Raw genomic sequence first — 26,136 nt, 5'->3', positions numbered from 1 at the left:
GCTCAGCGCCACCGTGTGCTGGCGTACTCGGTCAAGAGACCACTGATGACCGCCCCGACGAGGAAAGCGATTCCCATTGGCACAGTGGCGATGATCCAGGCGAATTCGGCACCGATCTTGAAGGTATCCACGATCGCCTCGAAAGGTCCGTCGTAGCGGTTGCGCATGGCAAGACGGATCATCTCGTTGACGGCCTGCAGCCCGACACCCCAGAGCAACAGGACGAAGACGCCCGTCAGCCCGTTGTTGATGGCAGCCGTGGTACCGCGCCCGGCGCGGCGCCCCATGACAATCCAGCCCACGAAGAGCCCCAGTATGATGTTGATCGGGATGAAATTGCCGAAATCCGTGCTTTCCGGCATCAGCGGTATCACGATGAGCGACATCGCATAGGCCACTACGGCGAGGCACATGGCGCCCATCAAACGCGCGGCTGTAGGCATTTGCGTTGGCTCCCTCGGAACGCCCGGTCAGGCAGGTCGCCTGATGGTAATCTGCGTTACGTCGCAATTTCCACTGTCAAATGTCGCCGCGCAGGAAGTGAGGTAAAAATTCCACATCCGGCGGAAGCGGTCGTCGAAGCCGAGGGCGCGGATCTGGTCCCATTTGTCGTTGAAGGTGTCGTGCCAGCGGCGCAGCGTGATGTCATAACTCTTGCCGAATTCGATGGATTTCTCCACGACCAGTCCGGCCCGCTCGATCTGTTCACGCAACACTTTAGGAGAGGGCAGCATCCCACCGGGAAATATGTATTTCTGGATGAAATCAACGCCACGCTTGTAGACATCCCAACGGGCGTGATCAACGGTGATGATCTGCAGTGTCGCGCTGCGTCCGGGCTTCAGCCGCTCGCGCACGGTGTCGAAATAGACCGGCCAGTATTTCTCGCCCACGGCCTCGAACATCTCGATGCTGGCGATGCCGTCGTAATGGCCACGCTCATCGCGGTAGTCCTGCAGCTTGAACTCAACCATGTCAGAAAGTCCAGCCTTTTCAATACGCTCCCTGGCGTATTTGAACTGCTCTTCCGAGATGGTGAGGCCTGTCACCTTCAAACCGCGCTCCTTGGCGGCATATTCGGCGAATCCCCCCCAGCCGCAGCCGATCTCGAGCACGTGGTCGCCGGGCTTGACCCCCATCTGGTCCACCATGCTCTTGTACTTGGCGGTCTGCGCGGCTTCGAGAGACTGCTGGGCGTTCTTCTCAAAGAGCGCAGAGGAGTAGGTCATTGTATCGTCGAGCCATAGCCCGTAGAAATCGTTGCCGAGGTCGTAGTGATAGCTGATGTTCTTGCGCGCCTGCTTCTTGGAATTCCGCTGCAGCCAGAAACGCAGCTGTTCAAACCGGCGGACAAGGCCCATGCCCGGAAAGCCGTCATAGATGGTTTCATTGCGATCATGGACGAGGTCCATGAAGGCCTGCAGGTCGGGCGTGGACCAGTCGCCGTCGAGATAGGCGTCGCAAAAACCGAGGTCCCCCTCGCGGATGAGACGGGCAAAGAGGTCGTTGCTGTGAATATGCAGCTCGGCCACGTGGCCGGGGTTCGCGCCTTCGGCACGGAAGTGACGGCCATCCGGCAGGATGAAGTCGATGCGCCCGTTCTGCATCTGCCTGGCTGTGTCAAAGACACGCGCGAAGTAACGGGGCAGTTTCGTCTGCCCCTCGGTGCTGGTCAGGATCATGGCCACTCCCCGTGGTGTTTCGGGACAGTTTAGCCTGTCCGCTTGGTAAGACAATTCCTAAAAGTCCCGGTTTTCATAGGCTTCCAAGGCGCGGCTGCGGCCCTTGTCGGCCGAGACGATGGGTTTCGGATAGGGATCGTCCGGCGACATGCCCCAGTGGCGGGGAATGGCGTCGAAATATTTCAGCGCATCCTTGTGTGGTTTTCTGTGCCCCTCGGCGATCCAGCGGGCGGCGTAATCGCGGTTCTTGTCGAACTTGTCGAGCTGGGTTTCGGGGTTGAAGACGCGGAAATAGGGCGTCGCGTCGGGGCCCGATCCCGCCGACCACTGCCAGCCCATCGCGTTGCTGGCCGGGTCCCAGTCAATGAGACAATCCTCGAACCATTCCTTGCCGATCCGCCAATGGGTCAGCAGATGCTTAGTAAGGTAGCTCGCCACGATCATCCGGCCACGGTTGTGCATGCGGCCCGTCACGTACATCTCGCGCATGGCGGCATCGACAAAGCGGATACCGGTGCGGCCCTTCTTCCAGTCCCAGACCTCGGATTTGCGCGCGTCCTCGTTCCACGGAAAGGCATCCCATTCCTCGCGCCAGTTGCCGCTGACAATGCGGGGGGTGTGGTGCATCAGGTGATAGGCGAATTCGCGCCAGACCAGTTCCTTGAGGAAGGTTTCTGCGCCCGCCTTGCCCTCTTCCCGCGCGCGCTGGCCCGCGTGCCAGCATTGAAAGGGTGTGATCTCGCCCAGGCTGAGATTTTCAGACAGGTTCGATGTACCCTCCATGCCGGGAATATCCCGATTTTCCTTATAGCCCGCGACCCCGTGGGCCATGAAACTGCCCAGCCGCGACTGCGCGGCACTTTCGCCAAGCTGGACGAAGGGCCGCACAACCTCGGCCCCGCGGTTCATCGCTTTGCCCATCTCCCAGCCGTCCAGGTCGTCGCTGTCGGGCCAGCTGTCCGGTGCTGCGATCTTCGACGGTGTCTTGAGCGGCGCATCCACCTCGTTGCCCTTCACCGCGTTCCAGAAGGGGGTGTAGACCTTGTAGAACCCGCCGGTCTTGGTCTCGACCGTCCAGGGTTCGAACATCAAATGCCCGCCGAACGATTTCGCCTCGATCCCCTCGTCCTGCAGGGCGGATTTGATCCGCTTGTCCCGTTCCACCGTGTCGGGGTCGTAAAGGCGCGTCCAGTAGACCGATTGCGCACCCGTCTCCCCGATCAGCTTGCGCAGCACGTCGAGCGCGTCCTCGCCCCGGCGCAGGATCAGCCTGCTGCCCTTCTCGGCAAGACTGTCGGCCAGCGCGCCCACGCCCAGCCCAAGCCGCCATTTCGGGGCGGCACCGAGCCCGTCCGACAGCTTGTCATGTACAAAGACCGGGATCACCGGGCGGCCGGCCTCGCAGGCGGCGGAAAACGCGGGATGGTCCGACAGCCGCAGGTCGCGGCGGAACCACATCAGGATGGGGGATTTGTCGCTCATGTCTCTTCTTCCGGTCGGTCTTATCCCTGAGCTAGGGCAGACGACAGGCAATCAAGACGAAAGGCGCTACAAAACGGCGTCGAGCGCCCCTAGAAGCTGATCTATCTCGGCCTTGGTGGTGTAATGGGTGAAGCTGAGGCGCAGGACGCCCTTGTCCATGTCCACGCCCATGGCCTGCAGCGCACGGCCTGCATAGAAGTCACCACCACCGGCCATGATGCCGTGCTTGGCAAGCTCAGCCGCCGCCGCCTCGCCTTCGCGGTTCAGGGCAAGGGCCACCGTGGGCGCCCTGCCCTCGGCCTGCGACGGGCCGATGAGGCGGACGGAATTGCGGTCTTTCACCGCGTCCAGAAACGGCTGGAGAAGCGCGGTTTCATGGGCGCGAAAGAGATCGTGAACGGCGGCTGCCCGCTCTGCCGGGGCGGCATCCCCGCCGATGTGATGCGCGTAGGCCGCGTCGATGTAATCGGCCATTCCCGCCGAGGCGGCAACCTGCGCGTGGTCGGGCCCCGCAGGCGTGAACCGCTTGTAGAGCGTGCCTGCGTTGAAGACATGCGCCTGGTTCGGCAGCAGCTCGCCCAGGGCGCGGCGGATGACCATGAGGCCCTGATGGGGTCCGAATGTCTTGTAGGCGGAGAACAGGTAGATATCCGGGCCAAGCCGTCCCACGTTTGGAAAACCGTGCGGTGCGTAGGACACGCCATCGACGCAAACGAAGGCCCCCGCATCATGGGCGAGTGCGGTGATCTCGACCACCGGGTTCACCTGCCCCACAACGTTTGAGCAATGGGGAAAGCAGACCAGCCGGACGTTCTCGTCGAGCAGGTTTTCCAGGTCCTCGGGGTTCAGATGCCCGGTATCCGGGTCGATCTGCCATTCCCGGATCTCGATGCCGCGCTCCGCCAGCCGCCGCCAGGGTCCGGTGTTGGCTTCGTGGTCCTGGTTGGTAACGACAATCGCCTCGCCCGGTTGCATCATCTGGCCGAAGGCTTGTGCCAGGACATAGGTGTTCTGGGTGGTCGAGGGACCAAAGCTCAACTCGTCGGTTTCCACCCCGAGAATGGCCGCCATGCGGCTGCGCGCCTCGTCCATTTCCTCTCCGCCAAGGCGGCTCGCCTCGTAGGGGGCGTAGGGCTGAACCTTGCGTTGGGTGTAGAAGCGGTGAAGCCGGTCGATAACCGGTTTGCAGGTATAGGAACCGCCGGCGTTCTCAAAGAAGGCCTGACCTTGCAGCGACGGTTCGGAGAAAGCGGGGAATTGGGCGCGAACCCAGTCGGTATCGAGTGTCATGACGCGCAAATTGAACGATTTTGCGCCGCCGTCAAATGGAAAAGCCCCCGCGCGACTGCCGCGCGGGGGCTCTTGGATTGGCCGAAAACGTGGCCTATTCGGCGGGCTCTCCGGCAAGCTCGGCCTTGGTCGCGGGCACACCGGCCTTCTGCCGCTTGCTGTCGCGCCAGATCGCCTTGAGCACCGAGATACCCATGAGCGCCATGACAAGGCTGAAAGGCAGCGCACCGATCACCATGGCAGTCTGAATGGCACTCAGTCCCCCGGCAACGATCAGCCCCCCAACGACGAGGGCAAGCGCCGCACCCCAGAACAGGATATGGGGCCGCGCCTTGGGGCCTTCGTCCCCGGCTGCGTTGATCGTGTTGATGATCAGCACGGCGGAGTCCGCGGATGTGACCAGGTACGTCAGCAGCAGGATCACAACGATCACCGACATGATCCAGGCGAGGTTGTCCGACAGGATCACCGCCAGCATCGCGAAAAGCTGGTCGGACTGGCCTGCCCCGGTGATCGCCCCATCGGCCACGCCGCTAAGCTCCAGGTCGATGGCCGTACCACCCACGATCGCGAACCAGACAAAGCACATGAAGGCAGGAATCACGATGGCCCCCAGCACGTATTCACGCACCGTGCGGCCCTTGGAGATGCGCGCCAGGAAAACGCCCACGAAGGGGGCGAATGCAATCCACCAGGCCCAGTAGAAGATCGTCCAGGCCCCCTGCCAGCCGCTGAGGCGGCTATCGGTGGCTGCGGCATAGGCGGCGGCGATGTCCTCACCCGGAAGCGACGCGGCGGTCGCCGGCAGACCCTCGGTGAAGGACTGCAGCGTGCCCCATGGGCTGGTGGCGGAATCGTACACCGCCTGAAGATCTTCTGCGGGGAGCGACTGGATGGAAGCTGGCACCGCAGCGGTAAAGCTTTCCATCGGGGTCGCCGTCCAGACCGTCATGATGTTGCCGGGGATCGACAGCAGGTAGTCCCAGATGCCAAGGAACAGCGCCTGAAGACCGAAGAAGGTCGAACCGAAGATCAGGAAGAAGGCCAGCAGGAAGAAGCTCAGCCCCATGTTGATGTTCGACAGCCACTTGATGCCCTTGCCCACACCCGACAGCGCCGACAGGGTCGAGGCCCCCATGATCACGAGAAGCGCGAAGACGATGCCCATCGTGGAGGGTTTCGTTCCGCCATCGGCGGTCGCCGAATAAAGCCAGTCGCCAAAGCCGATCCGGCTGAGGCCGGAGATGAACTGCTCCACCCCGAAGCCCAGCGTCTGCGCGACACCCAGCACGGTGGCGACAACGGCCACCACGTCAATCGCGTGTCCCAGAACACCGGAGAGGTTACGCCCGAAGAGCGGGGCCAGCGCCGACCGGATGGTCAGTGGCAGATCGCGGCGATAGGCGAAATAGGCAAGGCTCAGACCCACGATGGCGTAGGACGCCCACGCCGCCAGCCCCCAGTGCGTGAAGGACCAGACGTAGGCCGCGCGCACGTTCTCGGCACTGCTGCCCACCAGTTCACCCGAAATGGTCTGCGGGTTCGCCCCCCAGTGATACATCGGCTCGGCCGTGGCGAAGGTCAGCATCCCGATACCGATCCCGGCCCCGAACATCATCGAGAACCATGAGAAATTGGAGAATTCCGGCACGTCGTCCTCGTGCCCCAGCTTCAGCCTGCCAGAGGCAGGCAGAACCGCGAGGAAGAGGCAGACGGCCACGAAGAAGGCCATCACGTAGACGTACCAGTAATTGAAGGTGGCGAGGATGATCCCGTTGATCCCCGACAGCACCGTTCCGGCCTGATTCGGGAAAGCGACGGCCCAGATGATGAGACCACCGACCAGGATCTTCGCCGTTATCGCAACGTCCTTGGTGAACCCTTTGTAAAATCCGCTGTCCGCCGTCTTGATCGGCAAATGCATCAGAGGAGGTTTGATTGACATGAGTGTTGTCCCTGTTTGCGCCGGCTTCTTGTTGGCCGACGCAGGGAGCTTAACACGTTTGGGGTCGGTCGAGTACCGCAAGCACCAAGTTGTAGTCAGTTCGCGACTTTTCGCGCCGTTATTGAGCCTCTGACAGTTGGTGCAACTGCACTCATTTTACTGGGTGTCGCGATGGGAAGCCGTTCAAAGCGCGGCGCGAATCGCCTCCGCGTGACGCTTTATCGCCTCCATGTCGCCCTGCTGGCCCGGTGGGCGCATGCCCAGACCCTCGTGGCGCGGGTGGATGTGGAAATGCAGGTGAAAGACTTCCTGCCCCCCTGCCCCTTCGTTGAACTGGAACAGCGTGATCCCATCGGCATCGAAGGCCTTCATCGCCGCATTCGCCACCTTGTTCACGGTCTTCATGCAGGCGGCCAGCTGTTCAGGCGTGGCATCGAGCATGTTGCGGCAAGGCGTCTTGGGAATGACAAGGCAATGGCCGTCCGTACGCGGGAAGATGTCCATGAAGCAGAGCGTGTCGTCGTCCTCGTAGACGGTCACATTGGGAATTTCGCCGCGCAGTATCTTGGCAAAGATGTTCTGGTCATCGTAGGCAGGCATATCGGTGTCCTTCGTTCCGGTTTGCGCCTTTCTAAGCGCTGCTCTGGCCCGGGTCGAGGGTCAGCTTCGGCGCATCCTGCGTTCCGCAAGGCGCAGCAGGAATTTTGAATAGAGCACGTGCAGCGGCATCAGCAACCGGACAAGCACAGGCAGCTTGCCCGTCTCGCGTCCTACGACAGCGGAACCGAACAATAGACGTGTCGTCCCGCCCTCCTTTGGCGCTACGGCAAGGTAGGACCGCGTACCGCCCGTGTTGTCGCACAGAAGGATTTGCCCGGGCGCGCGTGCCTCGACCGTCCAGGCGGCAAAGCGCTCGGCCTCCCCTCGCCCAAGGGCGGTAGCCTCCGCGTCACGGATGCGGCGGCGCAGAGCGACAGTCAGCACCGCGCGCTCCAGCCGGAAAAGCCAGGTGGTGTAGAAGGCCGTGATAAAGTCCTCGAGGTCCGCCTCCAGTGGATGCATGACCTCGAAGCAATCGGTGTAGGTGCCTGCGCGATCCACGTAGACGTGCAAGAGCGCGTCTCGGGGGACCGCACAGGCGCGCGCGATCATGCGTTCACGTCGACGACGACGCGGCCCTTGACCTGACCCTTGAGGATATCCGTGCCCAGCTTGGGCAGATCGCCCAGCGTCGCGGGCTGTACCATGGCCTCCAGCTTGTTCATCGGCAGATCCTTGGCGATCCGCTCCCAGGCGCGCAGGCGGTTGTCGTAGGGCTGCATGACGCTGTCGATGCCCAACAGGTTCACACCGCGCAAAAGGAACGGAATGACGGTCGCAGGCAAAGCCGCACCACCGGCAAGGCCAACGGCGGCGACGCTCGCCCCGTATTCCATCTGGCCCAGCACGCGGGCCAGCATGGCGCCGCCCACCGCGTCCACGCAGCCCCCCCAGGTCTCGCCCTCGAGCGGCTTCTTGACCGTTTCGTTGATCTCTTCGCGCGCGACGATCTGCGTGGCACCAAGGTCCTTGAGGTAGTCCGCCGTCTCGGGCCGCCCCGTTACCGCGGCGACCTGATAACCCAGATTGGCCAGGATCGCCGTCGCGACCGAGCCCACGCCGCCCGCGGCCCCCGTCACCAGCACCGGTCCCTTCTTGATCCCGTGATCCTCCAACGCCATGACCGCCAACATCGCGGTGAAACCGGCGGTGCCCACCGCCATCGCCTGTCGCGTGTCCAGCCCTTCGGGCAGCGGTACCAGCCAGTCGGCCCGAACCCGCGCCTTTTGGGAATAGCCGCCCCAATGGGCCTCGCCCACGCGCCAGCCGGTCAGCACCACCTTGTCACCGGGCTTGTAGCGGTCATCGTCCGAGGTCTCGACCGTCCCGGCAAAATCGATACCCGGCACATGCGGATAATTGCGCACCAGCCCGCCGCCTGGCCCGATGCAAAGCCCGTCCTTGTAGTTGACCGTGGAGTAGTCGACCGCCACCGTCACCTCCGCATTCGGCAGATCGTCTTCCGACAATTGCTCGACCGCTGCCGAGGTCTTGCCCTCGTCGTCCTTGCGTACCACCAGTGCATTAAACATCGCTCACTCCTCTCCGGGGCCATTCGCCCCTCTTTCTGGCCAAATAAAGTCCCGGGGGTCCGGGGGCAGCGCCTCCGAAATTTCCCCGCTTTTCAAACGGGCGCTACGCCCAAAAGGTCTCCGACACCTGCGCCGCGCGCACCTCGCCGGGAAGGACCACGTCCAGATCGGTGCCCTCGTCCCAATGCGTCATGCGCACCATACCGATGGCGACATTGGTCTTGAAGTCAGGGGACCATGCCGCGCTCGTCACCTGCCCGACCTGTACGTCGCCTGCCATAAGCGGCCAGGCGCGGTCGCAGACCGGCACGCGGTCGCCGAAAATCTCGATGGCGCGTATCTGGCGCACCGGGCCTTCCTGTGCAACCCGCAGCAGGGCGTCGCGTCCCACACAGCCGATGGCGGTCTGGGTGTTGCAGAACTTGCCCAGCCCGCATTCATGCGGTGTGTTGTTGTCGGTCATGTCGTTGCCGTAGCTCAGCAGGCCCCCTTCAACGCGTTCGATCCCGTTGGGACAGCCCGCGCGGACATCCAGATCCTTTCCCGCCTCCATGAGCGCATTCCAGAGCGGCATGCCCAGATCGCTGCCTTCGAGGTAAATCTCGAAACCGCCCTGGCGGGAGTAGCCCGAGCGCGCCACGGCGAGCGAGCGGCCCTGGAAATCGAGCATCTTGTAACGGAAAAAGCGGATGTCGCGCACCGCATCGCCAAAGACGCGGGCCATGAGATCGTCCGATTTCGGCCCCTGAACCGCCAAGGGCGAGACGTCCGGCTCATCGACCAGCACGTCAAGGCGAAAGCCGTAGGCCAGCCCCTTGACCCAGAAAAGAAGATCGCTGTCGGCGATGGAGATCCACCAGCGATCCTCGGCCAGTTTCACGGCGACAGGATCGTTCAGCATGCCCCCGGTCTCATCGACGATGGGCACGTAATAGCACTGCCCCGGCAGCATCGACCTCAGATCGCGTGGGGTCAGCATCTGCATCAGCTTGCCTGCATCCGGCCCGCGCAATTCCACCTGCCGCTCACAGGCCACGTCCCAGACCTGCACGGCGGACTTCAGGTGGTGATAATCCTCTTCCACGCTGTGAAAGACCGTGGGCAAGAGCATCCGGTTGTAGACGGTGTAAGCAGAAACGCCTCCCGCCTCGACGCCTTCGGAAAAGGGCGTGCGGCGCAGGCGGCGGGAGGGGGAAATCAGGGCCATTCGGCGACCTCTTCAGGCATGAAAGGAAGATCGGTATCGTCGGGACGCGCGCCGGCCGCCGTCAGCATGGCGTGGACCTGCCCGCGATGATGGGTCTGGTGGTTGAACAGATGCATCACGCAGAGCGCTTTCGACTTGGACAACTCGCGTTTGAGCACGGCCGAATACCACGTCAGATCGCCAGCGAGGTCATCGTCCGACAGCGACCATGCCCAGGCGGCGATGCGCGCATCGAGTTTGGGACGCAGGGTGAGAAGCTCCTCCCAGCTGTAGGCGGATGCCGTCTCGGGGCCGAATGCGCCCGCCCGCGCGCCCTGGCCGCCGTCAAAGCGTGACATCCACATCAGATCGCCCCAGGCAAGATGGCACAGCGTGCCCTCGATCGAGCCGAAGAACGCGCCCCGGTCCTGTTGGCGCGCCTCCTCTGAGAGGTTCCTGGCTGCGGTGTAAAGCGACAGGTTCTGCCAGGCGTTGTACCGCGCCATGACCTGCGCGTAAGCGGGGTCGATCACGGACGCGGACCTTGCCAGTCGATCGGGCAAATCTCGGCCGACTTGCCGCCGAAGTCCCAGACACGGCCATAGTCGCGCACCCGGCTCTTGGTGCCCTGTGCCGCGATGATGTCGGGGCCCATCCAGTACTTGGAATTGGAGATCATCACCGGATGATCGGGCGACTTCCCCGCGATCATCTCGATCTCGCCCTGTATCTTGCGCCCGATCTGGATCGAGCGCTTGTTGCCGTCGCGGATGATTTCCACCGGCGCACGTTCCGCCCCGATGATCTCGCTCACCAACATGGTAAAGAGTCCGGTTGTACCACCTGCGGCACCGGAGAAGATCTGCAGGATACCGTTATAGGCCTTGCCGCTCGCGCGTTCGTCGACATAGGCGGCCACCTTCCAGTTCCCCTCGCCCATGCGCCCCGGGATATCGACCAGAAGCCCGATGTTGAGCCCGCCGAGGTCCTCGCCCTCGAAGTGACCCTCGTCGATGGCGATGGCCATCCAGGCGTGACAATGCCCTTCGGTCGGGGGATGCGCCCCGAGGCTGACCACGCAGGGGCAGAAGACGGTGCAGGAGCAGTTCAGGAACAGCTCGCCCTTGATCGCCCAGGTGGTCGGGTTCTGCTGACGGCGTCCCGGGTTGGGCATACGTTGATCGATGCGTTGCGAAATCGGCAGGCGGTCCGCGTCGGGTCTTTTCTTTGCTGGCATCTCATCCTCCTGCGATGGTCAATTTATCAGGGGCCAGCCCGCGACGAGCGCACTGCCCGCGATCAGGGCAAAACCCATTGGTTTTGTGACATAATGTCCGATTTGCGGCAGCTTTTCCACCACCATAAACAAGGTGGCGAGCCCCATCCAGGCAAGGTTCATCACACCACCCGCAAAGCCGAGCGCCATGAAGCCCCAGCAACAACCGACGCAGAACGCCCCGAGGCCCAGCCCCATCCGGAGGCCACCTGCAAAGCCGGTGCGCCAATGCCCTAGGAAATAGGTCATCGGAGAATGGCAGACGCCGTGGCACAGCTCTTTGGTGCGGGTGAACTGGAAGAGACCGACGGCAAGCAAAAGTCCGGCGGCGAACCAGCGCGATTTCGCGATGCCCAGCATGTCGATGACCCCACCGAAAAGCAGCGCCAGTTCCACACCGGCGATCAGCGCGGCAAAGAGGAGCCAGACGACGAAATACCCCAGCAATACGCCCAGCCACCCGGCCCGCGTACCATTGGCGCTGACCATCAGATCCTCGTAGCTGCGCAGCGTCGGCACCAGCGTGGGCAGCATCATGGCCGCCATCATCGCGCCCCACATCACGAAGAGTGGTCCGAACTCGGCCATGGGCATTCTCATGTCCATGCGCGGGTCCATCCAGCGCATGGACTCTGCCATGCCGCCGGGGCGCCCGATCAGATCAAGCCCCATGCCCGTGGCCATGAAATACATCCACGCCCAAGCCGCGAGCACCAGGCCGAAAAAGGCCAGCCACAGCGACGTGCGCAGCACAGCGTTCATGAAAGCCCTCCCCGACTCGCATTGTTACGTTTTTAATGTCAGACAATAAAAAACCTCGCAAACAATAAATGTATGACAAATGAAAATCGACCCTGAGAAACCCGCTGATCTTCCGGTGCAGATCGCCAGTGCGATCCGCGATGCCATCGTGGCGGGCGAGTTGATCGTGGATCAGCGCCTGCCCTCCGAGGCGGAGCTGGCCGAGCAGTTCAACGTCTCCCGCCCCACGGTGCGCGAGGCGCTGAAAAGGCTGGCGGCACAGTCGCTCATCCGCACCCAGCGGGGGGCCACCGGCGGGGCCTTCGTGAACCGCATCAGCTTCGAGGAAGCCTATTCGCAGCAGATCACCACCTCGACCCTGCTTCTGAGCATGAACGCGGTGAGCTTCGAGACCGCTTGCGAGGCGCGCTACGCGCTTGAACGGGCCTGCGCCCCGCTGTCCGCGCAAAGACGGACATCGGACCATCTTGCGACGATGCGCGCGGAGATCCACCGCCAGTCGCAGCCGGGCCTGACCGACGAGGCCTTCTGCGCCTCGGACGTGGCGTTTCACCGCGCCCTTGTCGACGGAGCCGGTAATCCGGTGATGTCCTACCAACTTGCCGGCGCGGTCGAGGCGATGCAGCCGCTGATGAACATGATCACCTTCACCGCACGCGACCGCGCGCGGATCGTCGCCATGCACACCGACATCGCCGATGCCATGGAGACACAGGACGCAGACGGTGTCGCCAGGGGGCTGAGCGCGCTGGAGCGCGAGACCCAGCAGCTGGCCCTGAACGCTATCGCGGCGCGCAAGGCGGCAAAAGGCAAGGCATCGGCCTGAGGTTCGGCAACCTTCTTCAGGGTTGTGCGTTGGTCCGCGTCGCCAGCAAGCGGGATAGACCATGACAATCATCGACTACATCAACTGGGGCCTTGCCCTCCTCACCATCGGCTTCGGCGTGCTGGGGTGGCTCCTGCCCGCCTATACGATGCGCAAGGTCGACCTCGAAGACGGCGGATCGACCATGGGCACCTCCGAGGTGCGCGCGGCCTCTGGCGCGCTTTTCGTCATGGCGGGTGTCGGTGCGCTGATCCTGGCCACGCCCGCCGCCTACGCGATGATCGGCTTCATCTGGGGTGGCGGCGCGCTGGGGCGTGCGACCTCGCTGCTCGTGGACGGACAGACGCGCACGAAGTGGATCTTCTTTTTCAGCGAGGTTGCCGTGGCCGCCATCGCGCTTGGGATCAATCTTTGAGCCTCAGAAGGTGGTGCCGAGGAACAGGAATGACTTCTTGACGTCGAAGAAGGGAAACTCCGACTTCGTCTTGGGCTGAAACTCGAGGAAGAACGTGTTGTCGGATGGCAGGTATTTCTTCGAGAACTTGTCGAACTTGAGCTTCAGCTTGGCCTTGGTCTGCTTGGCCAGCTTCGCGTCCTCGCTGGCCTTCTTCGCGGCTTTCGCGTTTCCCGCCTTCTTCTCTTTCTCGGCCTTCTTCGCGGCCTGCTCGATCTGCTGCTGAATGCGCTGCTGGGTTGTCAGCATGTCCTTGTTCAGTTCCGCCACGGCCTTGCGCATCATCTCCCGCAGGCTCGTATCGACTTCCGGCGTCTTGCAGGTGCGCATGCAGAGGCTGAGATCACCGATAAGCGAAAATTTCTGCTTGTTGCGCTTGCCGAAGGTCTCCAGTTCGAGTTCGAATTTCTTGACCACTTCCTCTTCCGGCTTGTCGCCCATCTCGGGACCCTCCAGTCATTTGATGAAAAGTGACTTCGTGAAAATTCAACTCAAGATAGCATAGTTCCGCCGATCGAGGAACGGCTGCTGACCTGCCCAACGCTCAGGTGCCGCCGTCGGCGGAAAGTCGCCATCCGTCCCGACAGGCAAGAATGCCCATGAGTCGAAAGCTCTCGTCACGCTGCAGGTGATCCACTTGAAATGCGCGCGACGGCTCGCTATTTCTGGAGTGTCCTTCGGGACTATGGACATAAACGCGCTCGTAATAAGCGGATCGGACCCGGGGGCGGTACCCGGCGGCTCCACCAAAATCCTTCGTTTGGGGATCATGGGGCCGAAACAGGATCGACGAACGTCTAAAGGTGTTAGCTTTGTCTCGGCTGTCTGCCACCGTTACCGGCGAAAACTGTACAATTGCAAACGACAATCGTGCACCGGTCGCTCTGGCTGCGTAAGCAGTCCGAAACACCGAAACCTTAAGTCCTAGGGCCTTGCAGTTCTAGGCGGGGTTCGCAGGTACCTGGCAACAGAAACCTGCATCTTCCTTTCACATTCGACCCATTTTCTTGCTGGCGCGGCCATCAGACTAGGGCTGGCCCGCGCGCCTTCGACATCCAGCCGAAGCAAGTGTCCGCGTATTTCCCGCGGCAACACAATTTCCCTCTACCGCTGCGAGAAAAGTCCATATGTCGCCGCATTTTATCCCAATTTATCGGGAATAAGGGTCCTCGCAAGATCGAACGAGGCCACAGAGTGACACGGCACAAGAAGACGAGGACGCCCCGAAACCTGACCACCCAGGTTTCCTTCGCGCCGCACACCCAGCTGCGGCGGCTCTTGGGGCGTGGTCTGCTTGTCGGTATGCTGGCGGCGGTGATGATCGCGATCTCCTACAAGATCGAGGACCTTTCCTATCAGAACTACGTGCGCGATCTGAAGCTGGACGCGACCGTCAACGTAATCGAAGTGCGCGAGCGGATCGAGAAGGACGTCTTTGCGCGCATCCTCGACATGAACGCGCTTGCGACGGTGATTGCCGAGAACCCCGACATCAGCAGGACGGACTTCAACGTCAAGTCCGCCGAGTTCATGTTGAAATATCCCGAGATCAAGGCGGTGGCGGCCGCCCCCGGCCAGGTCGTCGAGATGGTCTTTCCGCTGCGCGGGAACGAAGAGCTTCTGGGCACCGACCTGCGCGCTGACGAGACCCATAGTGCGCGTCTGGCAACATCGCTCAGAACCGGGGAAGGCATGATCACAGGTCCGGTGGACCTGCCCGGCGGCGGACGCGGTCTGAAGATGTTCAAGCCGATCTTCTCAGAGATCGACGCGGGACGACAGCAGCTTTGGGGCGTGCTTGCCATCACGCTGGACTACGACGCTTTCCTTGCAAAGGTGGGTATCCCCGAATTCGAAGGGCGCTACGACCTGCTGATCCGCGAGGTCAGCCCCGTGGACCCTGCGCGCGACGAGGTTCTGTTCGGGGATCCGCAGATTCTCGACCGGCAACCCATCGAGTTGGCCTTCAACTTTCCCTTTGGCCATTGGGAATTCGCGGCAACGCCCAATGGTGGCTGGCCGCTGCACCGGCCCGACTACCTGATCGGCTGGGCCCAGCGGGGATTCCTGATTGCGCTGAGCCTGATCACCCTGTGGTACGTGATGAGCCTTCTTGACCGGCGCAGGCTGGCCGAAAAGCTGCTCTCAACCGGGATCGAGGCCTTGGACCATGGCTTTGTCATGTTTGACAAGGACCGCAGGCTGGTCGCTTTCAACAACAAGTACAAGCAGCTCGCGGGCGGCTCGGGCATGGTGCGCATCGGCGCACGCTACGAGGATATCGTGAAGGCCAACCTCGAAGCTGGCCTGATCCCCGATGCCGTGGGACGCGAGAAGGAATGGTACGATGAATGGTCCAAGCGGCTGCACATCAAGTCGGCCGACAAGGAACAGGTTCTGGCAGACGGTCGGCTAATCCGCGCCTACGACCGCCCGATGGAAGACGGCAGCGTCGTCGGCCTGCGCATCGACATCACCGACCTGAAGAAGGCACAGATCGCTGCCGAGGCCGCAAACAAGGCCAAGACCGATTTCATGGGCGTCCTCAGCCACGAATTGCGCACACCGCTCACGGTGATCCTTGGCCATGCGCAACTGGCCAAGAACATCGCCAACATGCCGGTCTACAAGAAGCTGATCGAGGAGATTGACGAGAGCCCGGAGACGCGGGACAAGATCATGCCCAAACTGGAGGCGGTGAACGGGCAAATCACGAAGATGATGGAGGCGCTGGAGCGGTCCGGCAATCATCTCTTCACGCTGATCAGCGAGATTCTCGACTTCGCCAAGATCGACTCGGGCACCCTGTCGATGGACATGGCAGACGTACGGACCGCCGGTATCGTCGACCCGGTCGTCGACCAGATGCGCCCGATGGTCGAACAGAAAGGCCTCGCCCTGACCGTAGAACGGGAGGACGGCGATCTGCATGCCGACACCAAGCGCATCCAGCAGGTAATGATCAATCTTATCAGCAATGCCTCGAAGTTCACCGATACCGGCACGATCTCGGTGCGCGTGACGCAGGATGACGAGAATATCTTCTTCTCGGTTAAGGACACCGGCATCGGTATTCCCGAAGAGCATCTGGCCAAGGTTTTCGAGGCCTTCCACCAGGTCGATTCGACTTCGGGCCGAAAGTACGGCGGCACCGGGCTGGGCCTCGCGATTTCGCGCGATATCGCGCGTGCCCACGGTGGCGATCTGAACGTGGAAAGCGTGCCGGGCGAAGGCAGCACCTTCACCATGACCCTGCCCCGCCCCAAGGCCACGCCGCTCAGCGAGGAAGAAGCGGACGTCGTTGAGGCCATGGTCGCCTGACCCTTCCTGCACCGCTTGACAGACAGCGCCCGCGATGGTGTCCTTGCCCCAAGGGGATATCCGCGAGCGCCCCGTGAGGCCAAGGCCAAAGGTTCGCATGTTTCCAGCAAAGGATGCATGCCATGGCTGCCCCGAACGAAATCACCTGTTCCCAACTCAACCGCCTGATCGGTACGCCGGAGTGCCTGGTCATCGTGGATGTCTCCATCGATCCCGACTTCGAGGCCGATCCCTTTCTCATCCCCGGCGCGTTTCGCCACCCCCATACCGATCTTTCCGGCCTCGGCGCGCGCCTTGAGGGCCGTCCCTGCGTGATCGTCTGTCAGAAAGGGATCAAGCTGAGCCAGGGAACGGCGGCCTTGTTGCGCGCGGACGGCATCGCCGCCGAGTACCTGGAGGGGGGCAATTATGGCTGGCGTTCCGATGCCTCGCGCCCCCGAATTCCTGCCGCCGCAATACCCGGTGCGATAGAGGGTCGCACACTCTGGGTCACCCGACATAGGCCCAAGATCGACCGCATCGCCTGCCCCTGGCTGATCAGACGCTTCGTGGATGCGCGGGCCGCTTTCCTTTTCGTCTCGCCGGGTGAGGTGATCGGCGTTGCCGAGCGCTTTGGCGCGCAGCCCTTCGATGTGGAGGACGTGTTCTGGTCGCACCGGGGCGAGGCCTGCACCTTCGACACGATGCTGGACGAGTTCGGCCTGAGAACCGAGGCACTGGACCGGCTGGCGACAGTGGTGCGGGCGGCAGATACCAACCGCAACGCGGACGTGGCCGAGGCCGCAGGCCTGCTGGCGATATCCGTCGGGCTGTCACGGCAGTATCGCGATGATTTGGAGCAGCTCGAAGCTGGCATGATCCTTTACGACGCACTCTTTCGCTGGGCCCGCGACGGACAGGGTGAAGGCCATGACTGGCCCGGAGGCCGGGCATGACGGCCCCGGGATGGGGTGACCTCTTCCGGGTCTTCGGGCGCATCGGGCTCTTGTCCTTCGGCGGCCCGGCCGCACAGATCGCACTGATGCACCGGGAACTGGTCGAAACACGCCCCTGGCTGAGCGAGGCAAGCTATCTGCGCGCATTGTCGCTTTGCATGCTCTTGCCGGGGCCGGAAGCCATGCAACTGGCGACCTACGCCGGCTGGCGGTTGCGCGGCGTGGCGGGCGGCCTTCTGGCGGGCCTGCTCTTCGTGTTGCCGGGGGCGCTGGTCATTGCGGTGCTGGCGCTGGGTTACGCCTTCTACGGGCAGGTGCCGCTGGTGCAATCGGCATTCCTCGGGATCAAGGCGGCGGTGATCGTCGTCGTCCTGCAGGCCCTGCGCAAGGTCGCGCGCAAGGCGCTGCACGGTGTTCAGGGCTGGCTGCTGGCGGGGCTGTCGTTCGTGGCGCTCTTCGTGCTTGGCCTGCCCTTCCCGCTGATCATCCTACTGGCGGGTCTCTGGGGGATGATCGCCTTTCGGGGCACCTTGGCTCCGGACGACCCGGCGGTAGATGTCAGGGCGAACAGCCTTCTCACATTGGCAGTCTGGTCCGCGCTCTGGGCCGCGCCGCTGCTGCTTTTATGGGGGTTAGGCGCGGACTTTCTGCTGCAGCTTGGCCTCTTCTTTTCCAAGTTGGCCGTCGTCACCTTCGGCGGGGCCTATGCGGTTCTGGCCTATATGACGCAGACGGTGGTGCAGGACTACGGCTGGATCACCACGGACCAGATGATCGACGCGCTGGGGTTGGCGGAAACGACGCCGGGGCCGCTGATCCTCGTGACGGAGTTCGTGGCCCTGCTCGCCGGGTTTGCCCAGGCGGGGATTGCCGGGGCGCTGGCCGCCGGGATCGTGGCGCTTTGGGTGACTTTCACGCCGTGTTTTCTGTGGATCTTCCTTGCCGGGCCTTACCTTGAGCGGATTTCGGCACAACCGCGCCTCGCAGGTGCACTCTGGGCCATTACCGCCGCTGTTGTGGGCGTGATCGCCAATCTGTCGCTGTGGTTCGCGCTGCACGTGCTGTTCACGGAGGTCACACCGGAGGCGCTTCTTGCGATGCCCCTTCCGGATTTCGGCAGCTTCGATCCCATTGCCGCGGTGCTGACGGCCCTTGCCGCAGGGCTCATGCTGATGCTGAGGCGCGGATTTGTTGCCACCATGGTGTTCTGCGCCCTTGCCGCGCTTGCACTTTCGGCTGTTTGAGCGCGCCCCCCCTTTCGCTTTGGTCCAAAAGGGGTATGGTGGACATATGCAAGCGACGCAGCGGGGGAGCCCATGAGCCGCGAAATTGACTACGGCAATTTGATGCATGACGCGATGCGGGGCCTGATCCGCAAGGTGCTCCTCGATGTGGCCGAGCGTGGATTGCCGGGCAACCACCATTTCTTTATCACTTTCGACACCTCGCACCCCGACGCGGAACTGGCCGACTGGCTGTCTGACCGCTATCCCGGCGAGATGACCGTGGTGATGCAGCATTGGTACGACAACCTCGAAGTGGGCGACGAAGGCTTCTCGGTCACGCTGAACTTCGGTGACGCACCGGAGCCTCTATACATCCCCTACGACGCCATCCGCACATTCGTGGACCCTTCGGTGGAGTTTGGCCTGCGTTTCGAGCAGCAGGAAAGCGATGACTGGGACGTAGAGGACGACAGCGCTGAAGCAGAGACACCCAAAGAGGCACCGCGCAAGCTCGAGCTGGCCGAGAAAAAGGCCAAGGATGCCGAGATCGTCTCACTCGACTCTTTCCGCAAATAAGCACGCCGTTAGCGCCACCGGCTGATTGCACCGCGCGGGCGGCCTCGCTACACCCCTTGCCGACGCAGACCACAGCAGGAGCCTGACCATGGCCGAGACCCGTACCGAAACCGACAGCTTTGGCCCCCTCGAAGTCCCCGCGGACAAGTACTGGGGAGCACAGACCCAACGCTCGATCATGAACTTCCCAATCGGCTGGGAAAAGCAGCCAGTGGCCATCGTCCGCGCTTTGGGCGTGATCAAGAAGGCCTGCGCCACGGTGAACCTCGGCTTCGGCGATCTCGATGCGGAACTGGCCCCGGCCATCCAGCAGGCCGCGCAGGAAGTGATCGACGGCAAATTCGACGACAACTTCCCCCTCGTGGTCTGGCAAACCGGTTCCGGCACGCAGTCGAACATGAACGCGAACGAAGTGATCTCGAACCGCGCCATCGAAATCCTCGGCGGCACTATGGGGTCGAAAAAGCCGGTCCACCCCAACGACCACTGCAACATGGGCCAGTCTTCCAACGACACTTTTCCCACGGCGATGCATGTCGCCATCGGCATGGTGGCGCGTGACACGCTGCTGCCGGGCCTGACCAAGTTGCGCGACGCGCTGGCGGCGAAGTCCGAGGAATTCAAGGACATCATCAAGATCGGCCGCACCCATACGCAGGATGCGACACCGCTGACGCTGGGCCAGGAATTCGGCGGATATGCCCACCAGATGACCAAGGCCATCGAGCGGGTCGAGGCCTGCCTGCCCGACATCTACGAGCTGGCGCAGGGCGGCACCGCCGTGGGCACCGGGCTCAACACCCGCAAGGGCTTTGCCGAGAAGGTCGCAGCGGAAATCGCCGAGATCACCGGCCTGCCCTTCGTCACCGCGCCAAACAAGTTCGAGGCACTCGCCGCCCATGACGCCATGGTGATGTTCTCTGGCGCGCTGAAAACCTGCGCCGCCTCAATGTTCAAGATCGCCAACGACATGCGCCTCCTGGGCTCCGGCCCTCGTTCCGGCCTGGGGGAGTTGATCCTGCCGGAGAACGAACCCGGCTCCTCGATCATGCCGGGCAAGGTGAACCCGACGCAGGCCGAGGCTCTGACCATGGTTTGCGCGCATGTGATGGGCAATGACGCCGCCGTGGGTTTCGCCGGATCGCAGGGCCATTTCGAACTCAACGTCTATAACCCGATGATGAGCTACAACGTGATCCAGTCCATGCAGTTGTTGGGCGATGCGGCGTCGAGCTTCACCGACAACATGGTTGTCGGCACCAAGGCCAACGAAGAGCGGATCGACAAGCTGATGAATGAAAGCCTGATGCTGGTCACGGCGCTGGCCCCCACCATCGGCTATGATAACGCCACCAAGGTCGCCAAGACGGCGCACAAGAACGGCACGACGCTGAAGGAAGAGGCAATCGCGCTCGGTTTCGTCGACGAAGAGACCTTCGACCGCGTCGTGCGCCCCGAGCAGATGATCGGGCCCAAGTGAGCACGCCCATCAACCTTAACAAGGTCCGCAAGGACCGCGCGCGCGCCGAGAAAAAGGCGCGCGCGGACCGCAACGCGGTGGCTTTCGGCCGGACCAAGGCCGAGAAGGACGCAGTCCGCAGGCGGGAGGAGAAGGCCGCGCGTGACCTTGACGGGCACAAGCGCGAGACATGAGCCGCAGGCCGGTCAAACATTCGGTCACGTTGAAGGGGCACCGTACCTCGGTGTCGCTGGAAGACGAGTTCTGGCAGGAGTTCCGCGCGCTCGCTGCCGAGAAAGATATTGCAATCAACGCGCTAGTGGCCGAAATTGATGCGGATCGCGGGATGGACATCGGGCTGGCGTCGGCGATCCGGCTTTACGTGCTGCGGGCGTTAAAGGATCGTTTACCTTAGATGTGTCAGGCTCAGGCCATGACGATGCCCGCAGCCCTTTCCCCCGAACACTGGATCACCCATGGTTTCAGCGCCAAGGCTGCGCGTGAAGGCGGCGTGGTGCGGCGCAAGATCAGGGATATCGAACGCTACGTCGGGCTTGAAGTTTTTCTCGCGGAGTTGGACAGGCGAGGCTTCACCGCGGTGGAGAACGCGGGACAGTTGGTTATCTTCTGCAATCAGGAACCGGTGCGGGTGGTATCGCGAACGATCTCGCTGCAAAGACCTTTGCGATCTTTCTGAAGATTTCAATCATCAAGCTGATAATGCGTACCTGGCCCGTTTCCTTCGAAGAAACGGCCCGAATTCTTTGAAGAATTCGGACAACAAGTCCTGAAGTCTGAAACAAACCGATTTCTTCGAAGAAATCGGGCCGGACCCTTTGAAGGGTCCGCCGCTTCAGGCGACGGAAGCCGCGTAAATCTTGTCGATGTTCGCCTTCAGCGCCGCCTCGAATTCCGCATCCGACATCTTCACGTTCAGCCCTTCGGTCAGAGCCCGCGAAAAGCTCGCGATCATCTTCGCGTTCTGCGCCAACCGTGCACTGGCCTCATCCGTGGAGTAGCCCCCTGACAGCGCCACGACGCGCAGGACATTCGGATGATCCGCAAGCGCGTCGTAAAGCCCCGGCTGCTCGGGGATCGTCAGCTTGAGCATGATCAGCTCATCCGCCCCCAACCCGTCGATATGCTGCTTGAGCGACGCAGCCAGCATCGCTTCTGCCTCGGCCTTCGTCTTGGAGTGGATGTTCACCTCCGGCTCGACGATGGGCACGAGGCCTGCCGCGCAGACGGTCTTGGCGACCTCGACTTGCTGGGCGACAACCGCTTCGATGCCTGCCTCATTCGCCTCGTGAATGACCGACCGCTCTTTGGTCCCGAAAATGCCTTTCGCCACCGCGCGCTTGAGCAGGTCCTCCAGCCCCGGCATCGGTTTCATCACCTGAACGCCGTCAGCCTCGTCCTCCAACCCCTTGTCGATCTTGAGAAAAGGAACGACACCATTGTCTTCCCACAGTACATCGGCCACGGGCTTGCCATCGATCTCGCCATCCATCGTCCGCTCAAACAGGATCGCCCCGATCACCTTCTCGGACGAAAAGCAATCTGCCTTGATGATCCGGCTGCGCATCGCGTGCATGGCGGCGAACATTTCCTCGTCGCCGTTGTAATCCGAGGGGTCGACGCCGTAGAGGCTGAGGGCCTTCGGGGTGGAGCCGCCCGACTGGTCCAGCGCCGCGATAAAGCCCTTGCCGGTTTCCATCTGCGCGCGTTGTGCTGCGTTCATCGTTCCATCCCCGTTTCGTTGATTCCGTTGGCCATGTGATATGCCAAATGCCGAAAGGATGGTAGAACCTACCGCCGTTCAATCCGCAGCCAGATGCCCCGGTCCGAGCGCACCGTGAGATGCGCCACCGGCACCGGGGTCCGCGCCGGATCAGCGATGACGCGGAAATCCCGCAGAAGACGCGAGAGCAGAAGTGGCCCCTCGACCATGGCAAATCCCGCACCGGTGCAGACGCGGGGCCCGGCCGAGAACGGCATATAGGCCTCGCGCTGGCATTTCTGGCCGTTCTCGCTCTGCCAGCGGGCCGGATCAAAGGCATCTGGGTTCTCCCAAAGCCTTTCGTGGCGGTGCAGGTGCCATGGGCTCAGGACGATCTGGGACCCCGCCCCGATATCGCGGTCGCGAAAATGCTCGGCCTGGCAGGTCTCCCGGACCATCATCGGCACCGGAGGGTAAAGCCTGAGCGCCTCCCGAAAGACATCCCGGCTGAGTTTGAGCTTTGCGACGGCGGCGAAATCAGGGCCGTCCAGGACCCGCGCTTCTTCCGCCAGGCGCTCCTGCCAATCGGGATGTGTCGCCACAAGGTAGAGCGCCCAGGCCAGCGCCGAGGCGCTGGTCTCGTGCCCGGCAAGAAAGAAGATGGCGACCTGATCGACCATTTCGTCCGTATCGAAACGTTCCCCCGTCTCGGGGTCGCGGGTGGTCATGATCTTGGTCGCCAGATCATCCGGCGCTTTGCTTGCCTCGATCTGCTGCATCCGTGTGCGCGTTAGCTCGGTGATCAATCGCCTGATCCGACCTGCGCTGTTCCGCGTCCTGCGCGAAAAGAATCGCGGCATCCAGCGTGGCAGCGGCAGGAAGGCCGCCAGGTTCAGCAAGGGTTGTGAACGCTGGTAGGTCCGGAATTCGTCGAACACCGCGCGGGCAACCGCGTGATCGATGGGGATCGAGAACAAGGTGCGAAAGATCACATCCGCCGCCGCGTGGCTGGTCTCCGCCTCGATCTCGATTGTCTCATCCACCCTTTCCGACAGCCGCGCCGCAGCCGCCTCCGCCGCGTCCCACATGGCCGGAAATGTCTCGCGCAGGCGCCCTCCTTCGAAAGCCGGGTCAATGATGCGGCGCTGCCGCTTCCAGACCTCGCCGTTTGTCAGGAATACCGAGTTCCCCAGAAGCGGCCGCAACCCCTCACCAATGCGGTCGGACTTGGGGAAATCGGCGGGCCGCTCTTTCAAGACCGTAGCAATCAGTTCCGGCTGATTGACAAGGTAACTGCGAAAGAACGGCGTGCGGAACTCCGCCATCCATGCGCGGTAGAGCCGTTCGGGCTGGGCGGAAAGGATATCCTGCCGAAAAAGCCGCCCGTAGCGCCAGAGCGAGACGCGGTCGGGCCTGCTGGGGGGCTTTGGTGGCAGGTTCATGGGGCGACTGAGGTGTATTTGCTCACCGCCCGGTCGATAAGTGATCGCGACGGCGGGCGGCCTGCGTAGCGCGCGCCCAGCGTCATGGGGCCAGCAGTGATCTGGAAGTAATCATAGTCCTTGGGGCGGTCGAAGGCACAGAGATACTGGAAATGCAGCCGGAAGAAGCGCCAGCGCAACTCTTTCCAGCGTTCGGGGCTGAGGCTTTGCGTAAAGGCGGCGGAGAAGACGAGCGGCCAGCGCTTGTCCTCTGGCGCCACGCCCGAGACCGATACCGGATCGCAGAGTGCGAAGGCGCAGCCGTCTCCCGGCGCCGTCACATCCACCCAGGTTAGCTCCTCCCGGGCCGAGAGATAACGCAGATCGGCCCGCAGGCGGTGTGCCTCGGGCAGGAAGGAGACCATGGGCACGACCTGGCCAAGAGACAGGAAGGACAGCGCAGGGCCCTGCCCGGTCACCCTGCCCTGCCGAATCAGGTCCGCGAGGATCGAGACGGCCAGATGCACCCCGGAGGAGTGACCGACGACCAGCACCTCGTCCGCATCCGTCTCGAGCGCGTTGCCGATGGTATCGGCGAAAGACGCAAGACGCGCCTCCAGCTCGGGCGGGTTCGCCCCACGGGATGAAGCGGAATAGGCGTAATCATGCATCAGGTAGTAGGCAAAGAATTTGCCATCGCGGCGCTTGAACCAGCGCAGGAGCATGATTGCGGCAGCCACGCCCGCCGCCAATGCAACGATGATCGTCGGCCAGAAGAGCGGCGTGAACCACGCACCGGGCCAGATGACCCTTTCGATCATACCCACGCCCATACCGATTGCCGTAGCGACGACCCAGAAGAACAGGACGGCCAGCGCCAGCTGCCCCAGCAGCATCCCGATAGGATAAAGCGCCGCGATCACCGGCCCCTTACGCAGCTTCATCAGCCCCCAGAGCGCCCCGGTTGAGATGTAGACCCAGGCGGTTCGCAGCAGCTGGAGATACGTCGCGGGGATCGAATTGCTCATGCTGTGACGCACGATGTCGGACCAGACCAGCACCTCGATATCCGCCTCAACGGGCCGTCCATCGACGAGCGCGCGCACGTGCCAGGCATAATTTTCGCCCCCTGCATCCATCGCCAGAATGCCGATCTCGTAACCTGAAATCGTTGCCTGCGCCGCACTTTCCCTACGATAAAGCTCGCGATACCGACGCGGATGGATCGGATCATAGCCGGGAATGTAGAACACCCGGCGTCTCCTGACCTCTTTCTGCGGCTCGCTGCTCATGGTGCCCTCTTTTGGAGCACCATAGCGTTGATAATTTGTTAGGGTAAAGCGTTAGCCCAACGCCCCCAGCGCGGGGAAGGTCTCGAGCAGCCAGAAGGCGAAGCTGGAGAAGGCACCCGTCAGCATGGCAAGCCCAACGAGTATCAGCAGACCGCCCATGGTCCGCTCGATCAGCTTCATGTGGCGCTTGATGCGGTTCATCATGCCCATGGCACGGGTGATGAACATCGCGGCCAGCAGGAAGGGGATGCCGAGGCCTGCCGCGTAGATGCCAAGGAGCAGCGTACCTTTGGACACCGATGCCTCGGACGCCGCAAGCGACAGGATCGCGCCCAATTGCGGGCCGATGCAGGGGGTCCAGCCAAAGGCGAAGGCAAGGCCGAGGACATAGGCCCCAAAGCTCGTCCCGCCCTTGTCACCGGCGTCGATCCGCGCCTCCCGGTCGAGGAAGGGGATTCGGAAAAGGCCAACGAAATGCAGGCCGAAGATGATGATCACCACACCCGAGATCTGGGCGAAAAGCGTCTGATTTCGCAGGAAGAATGCGCCGAAGGCGGAGGCGGTGAAGCCGAGGATCAGGAAAACGGTGCTGAGACCGAGCACGAAGAACAGCGCGGCCACGACCGCCTTGCGCCGTGCCTCCTGCACGTTGGACATGTCGTTGAGGGAAACGCCGCTCATGTAGGCCAGGTAGGGCGGCACGATGGGCAGCACGCAGGGGCTGAGAAAACTGATAAAACCGGCCAGCAGCGCGACCAGCATGGCGGGCAAGAGTCCCGCATCTATCAGTTCGATCCCAAACATGGCTCACACTTAGTCGCCTTTTCGGGTGCCGTCACCCGCCAGATTGTCACAAGGTCGTTGAAGCCGTGAAACAACTGTCCTATCTGGCGGCCATGAAGACCTACGATCTCGATGCGACGGGGCTGCTCTGCCCCCTGCCGGTGCTGAAACTGCGCAAGCGCCTTATGGCGCTCGCACCCGGCGACGTCATGCGGCTGCGCGCGGACGATCCGGCGGCTATTGTGGATGTGCCGCATTTCTGCGCCGAGGCAGGCCATGCGCTGGTCGAGACCACCGACGAAGGCGCCGTGCAGGTTTATCACGTGCGCAAGGGCGGCTAGCGCATAAAAAAGCGGGCCTCGATGGGC

General features: G+C 62.5%; 28 protein-coding genes and 1 other RNA gene. 12 read left to right on the top strand and 17 right to left on the bottom strand.

The window, feature by feature from the left end; translation table 11 throughout:
- Positions 1-2 precede the first annotated feature (2 nt).
- The 12 genes from AB2B41_RS04375 to AB2B41_RS04320 all read right to left on the bottom strand — a co-directional run bounded on the left by AB2B41_RS04375 (position 3) and on the right by AB2B41_RS04320 (position 11,755).
- Entirely contained in the window at positions 3-443 is a 441-nt protein-coding gene (locus AB2B41_RS04375; RefSeq protein WP_367876523.1) for a TrgA family protein, read from the bottom strand.
- Positions 444-470: 27 nt separating this feature from the next.
- A complete protein-coding gene (locus AB2B41_RS04370) occupies positions 471-1,682 on the bottom strand; it encodes a class I SAM-dependent methyltransferase (RefSeq protein WP_367876522.1) in 1,212 nt (403 codons plus the stop codon).
- 57 nt (positions 1,683-1,739) lie between these two features.
- Positions 1,740-3,164: a cryptochrome/photolyase family protein gene (locus AB2B41_RS04365; protein ID WP_367876521.1), complete on the bottom strand. Its 1,425-nt coding sequence runs from the start codon at positions 3,162-3,164 to the stop codon at positions 1,740-1,742.
- A 66-nt stretch (positions 3,165-3,230) separates the two neighbouring features.
- Positions 3,231-4,454, bottom strand: coding sequence for an aminotransferase class V-fold PLP-dependent enzyme (locus AB2B41_RS04360; protein WP_367876520.1), 1,224 nt, complete (start codon positions 4,452-4,454; stop codon positions 3,231-3,233).
- 94 nt (positions 4,455-4,548) lie between these two features.
- On the bottom strand, positions 4,549-6,399 hold the full coding sequence (locus AB2B41_RS04355) for a BCCT family transporter (protein ID WP_367876519.1): 1,851 nt from the start codon (positions 6,397-6,399) through the stop codon (positions 4,549-4,551).
- Between the two features lie 183 nt (positions 6,400-6,582).
- Entirely contained in the window at positions 6,583-6,999 is a 417-nt protein-coding gene (locus AB2B41_RS04350; protein WP_367876518.1) for an HIT family protein, read from the bottom strand.
- 60 nt (positions 7,000-7,059) lie between these two features.
- The gene (locus AB2B41_RS04345; RefSeq protein WP_367876517.1) at positions 7,060-7,551 is read right to left on the bottom strand and encodes a hypothetical protein; all 492 of its coding nucleotides are present in this window, start codon (positions 7,549-7,551) and stop codon (positions 7,060-7,062) included.
- On the bottom strand, positions 7,548-8,531 hold the full coding sequence (gene acuI / locus AB2B41_RS04340) for an acryloyl-CoA reductase (protein ID WP_367876516.1): 984 nt from the start codon (positions 8,529-8,531) through the stop codon (positions 7,548-7,550). The genes AB2B41_RS04345 and acuI overlap by 4 nt, the downstream gene beginning before the upstream one ends.
- 103 nt (positions 8,532-8,634) lie before the next feature.
- Positions 8,635-9,738 (bottom strand): dimethylsulfoniopropionate demethylase, encoded by a 1,104-nt coding sequence (locus AB2B41_RS04335; protein WP_367876515.1) that lies wholly within the window; start codon positions 9,736-9,738, stop codon positions 8,635-8,637.
- Entirely contained in the window at positions 9,729-10,250 is a 522-nt protein-coding gene (locus AB2B41_RS04330; protein ID WP_367876514.1) for a DinB family protein, read from the bottom strand. The genes AB2B41_RS04335 and AB2B41_RS04330 overlap by 10 nt, the downstream gene beginning before the upstream one ends.
- Positions 10,247-10,954 carry a DUF1326 domain-containing protein gene (locus AB2B41_RS04325; RefSeq protein ID WP_367876513.1) on the bottom strand — a complete coding sequence of 236 codons (708 nt, stop codon included), beginning with the start codon at positions 10,952-10,954 and terminating at the stop codon, positions 10,247-10,249. The genes AB2B41_RS04330 and AB2B41_RS04325 overlap by 4 nt, the downstream gene beginning before the upstream one ends.
- Before the next feature lie 18 nt (positions 10,955-10,972).
- The gene (locus AB2B41_RS04320; protein WP_367876512.1) at positions 10,973-11,755 is read right to left on the bottom strand and encodes a DUF2182 domain-containing protein; all 783 of its coding nucleotides are present in this window, start codon (positions 11,753-11,755) and stop codon (positions 10,973-10,975) included.
- A 79-nt stretch (positions 11,756-11,834) separates the two neighbouring features.
- Here AB2B41_RS04320 and AB2B41_RS04315 point away from each other — a divergent pair, with 79 nt between their 5' ends.
- Both AB2B41_RS04315 and AB2B41_RS04310 read left to right on the top strand, forming a co-directional pair.
- A complete protein-coding gene (locus AB2B41_RS04315; RefSeq protein ID WP_367876511.1) occupies positions 11,835-12,581 on the top strand; it encodes a FadR/GntR family transcriptional regulator in 747 nt (248 codons plus the stop codon).
- Between the two features lie 61 nt (positions 12,582-12,642).
- Positions 12,643-12,996, top strand: a complete 354-nt coding sequence (locus AB2B41_RS04310; RefSeq protein ID WP_367876510.1) for a DUF4345 family protein — start codon at positions 12,643-12,645, stop codon at positions 12,994-12,996.
- A 3-nt stretch (positions 12,997-12,999) separates the two neighbouring features.
- Here the strand turns inward: AB2B41_RS04310 and AB2B41_RS04305 are convergent, their stop codons facing one another.
- Positions 13,000-13,476: a hypothetical protein gene (locus AB2B41_RS04305; protein WP_367876509.1), complete on the bottom strand. Its 477-nt coding sequence runs from the start codon at positions 13,474-13,476 to the stop codon at positions 13,000-13,002.
- Positions 13,477-13,668: 192 nt separating this feature from the next.
- Between AB2B41_RS04305 and ssrA the strand changes: the two genes are divergently transcribed.
- From ssrA to AB2B41_RS04260, 9 genes are all read left to right on the top strand, one after another.
- Positions 13,669-14,017: a transfer-messenger RNA gene (gene ssrA / locus AB2B41_RS04300) on the top strand.
- A gap of 212 nt (positions 14,018-14,229) precedes the next feature.
- Positions 14,230-16,356, top strand: coding sequence for an ATP-binding protein (locus AB2B41_RS04295; protein WP_367876508.1), 2,127 nt, complete (start codon positions 14,230-14,232; stop codon positions 16,354-16,356).
- Between the two features lie 122 nt (positions 16,357-16,478).
- Entirely contained in the window at positions 16,479-17,291 is an 813-nt protein-coding gene (locus AB2B41_RS04290; protein WP_367876507.1) for a chromate resistance protein ChrB domain-containing protein, read from the top strand.
- Positions 17,288-18,535, top strand: coding sequence for a chromate efflux transporter (gene chrA / locus AB2B41_RS04285; protein ID WP_367876506.1), 1,248 nt, complete (start codon positions 17,288-17,290; stop codon positions 18,533-18,535). The genes AB2B41_RS04290 and chrA overlap by 4 nt, the downstream gene beginning before the upstream one ends.
- A gap of 72 nt (positions 18,536-18,607) precedes the next feature.
- Positions 18,608-19,093, top strand: a complete 486-nt coding sequence (locus AB2B41_RS04280; RefSeq protein ID WP_367876505.1) for an SspB family protein — start codon at positions 18,608-18,610, stop codon at positions 19,091-19,093.
- Between the two features lie 88 nt (positions 19,094-19,181).
- Complete coding sequence (gene fumC, locus AB2B41_RS04275; RefSeq protein ID WP_367876504.1) at positions 19,182-20,573, top strand: class II fumarate hydratase; 1,392 nt, start codon at positions 19,182-19,184, stop codon at positions 20,571-20,573.
- Positions 20,570-20,746, top strand: coding sequence for a DUF4169 family protein (locus AB2B41_RS04270; RefSeq protein ID WP_367876503.1), 177 nt, complete (start codon positions 20,570-20,572; stop codon positions 20,744-20,746). The genes fumC and AB2B41_RS04270 overlap by 4 nt, the downstream gene beginning before the upstream one ends.
- The gene (locus AB2B41_RS04265; protein WP_367876502.1) at positions 20,743-20,967 is read left to right on the top strand and encodes a ribbon-helix-helix domain-containing protein; all 225 of its coding nucleotides are present in this window, start codon (positions 20,743-20,745) and stop codon (positions 20,965-20,967) included. The genes AB2B41_RS04270 and AB2B41_RS04265 overlap by 4 nt, the downstream gene beginning before the upstream one ends.
- A gap of 18 nt (positions 20,968-20,985) precedes the next feature.
- Entirely contained in the window at positions 20,986-21,249 is a 264-nt protein-coding gene (locus AB2B41_RS04260; protein ID WP_367876501.1) for an N-(5'-phosphoribosyl)anthranilate isomerase, read from the top strand.
- A 156-nt stretch (positions 21,250-21,405) separates the two neighbouring features.
- On the opposite strand, the gene AB2B41_RS04255 is transcribed toward AB2B41_RS04260, so the two are convergent.
- The 4 genes from AB2B41_RS04255 to AB2B41_RS04240 form a co-directional block, all read right to left on the bottom strand.
- Positions 21,406-22,293, bottom strand: coding sequence for a fructose bisphosphate aldolase (locus tag AB2B41_RS04255; protein WP_367876500.1), 888 nt, complete (start codon positions 22,291-22,293; stop codon positions 21,406-21,408).
- A gap of 68 nt (positions 22,294-22,361) precedes the next feature.
- On the bottom strand, positions 22,362-23,714 hold the full coding sequence (locus AB2B41_RS04250) for a cytochrome P450 (RefSeq protein WP_367876499.1): 1,353 nt from the start codon (positions 23,712-23,714) through the stop codon (positions 22,362-22,364).
- Positions 23,711-24,985 (bottom strand): hypothetical protein, encoded by a 1,275-nt coding sequence (locus AB2B41_RS04245; RefSeq protein WP_367876498.1) that lies wholly within the window; start codon positions 24,983-24,985, stop codon positions 23,711-23,713. Before AB2B41_RS04245 ends, AB2B41_RS04250 begins: the two co-directional genes overlap by 4 nt.
- Positions 24,986-25,036: 51 nt before the next feature.
- Positions 25,037-25,789 (bottom strand): cytochrome c biogenesis CcdA family protein, encoded by a 753-nt coding sequence (locus AB2B41_RS04240; protein WP_367876497.1) that lies wholly within the window; start codon positions 25,787-25,789, stop codon positions 25,037-25,039.
- 92 nt (positions 25,790-25,881) lie between these two features.
- Here AB2B41_RS04240 and AB2B41_RS04235 point away from each other — a divergent pair, with 92 nt between their 5' ends.
- Complete coding sequence (locus tag AB2B41_RS04235; RefSeq protein ID WP_367876496.1) at positions 25,882-26,109, top strand: sulfurtransferase TusA family protein; 228 nt, start codon at positions 25,882-25,884, stop codon at positions 26,107-26,109.
- Positions 26,110-26,136 lie beyond the last annotated feature (27 nt).

The organism is Sulfitobacter sediminis, from assembly GCF_040811725.1.
In the GTDB taxonomy this organism is placed as follows: Bacteria; Pseudomonadota; Alphaproteobacteria; order Rhodobacterales; family Rhodobacteraceae; genus Sulfitobacter; species Sulfitobacter sediminis.
The sequence above is the reverse complement of the archived record's forward strand: the minus strand, read 5'-3'. Positions and strand labels throughout refer to the sequence as shown.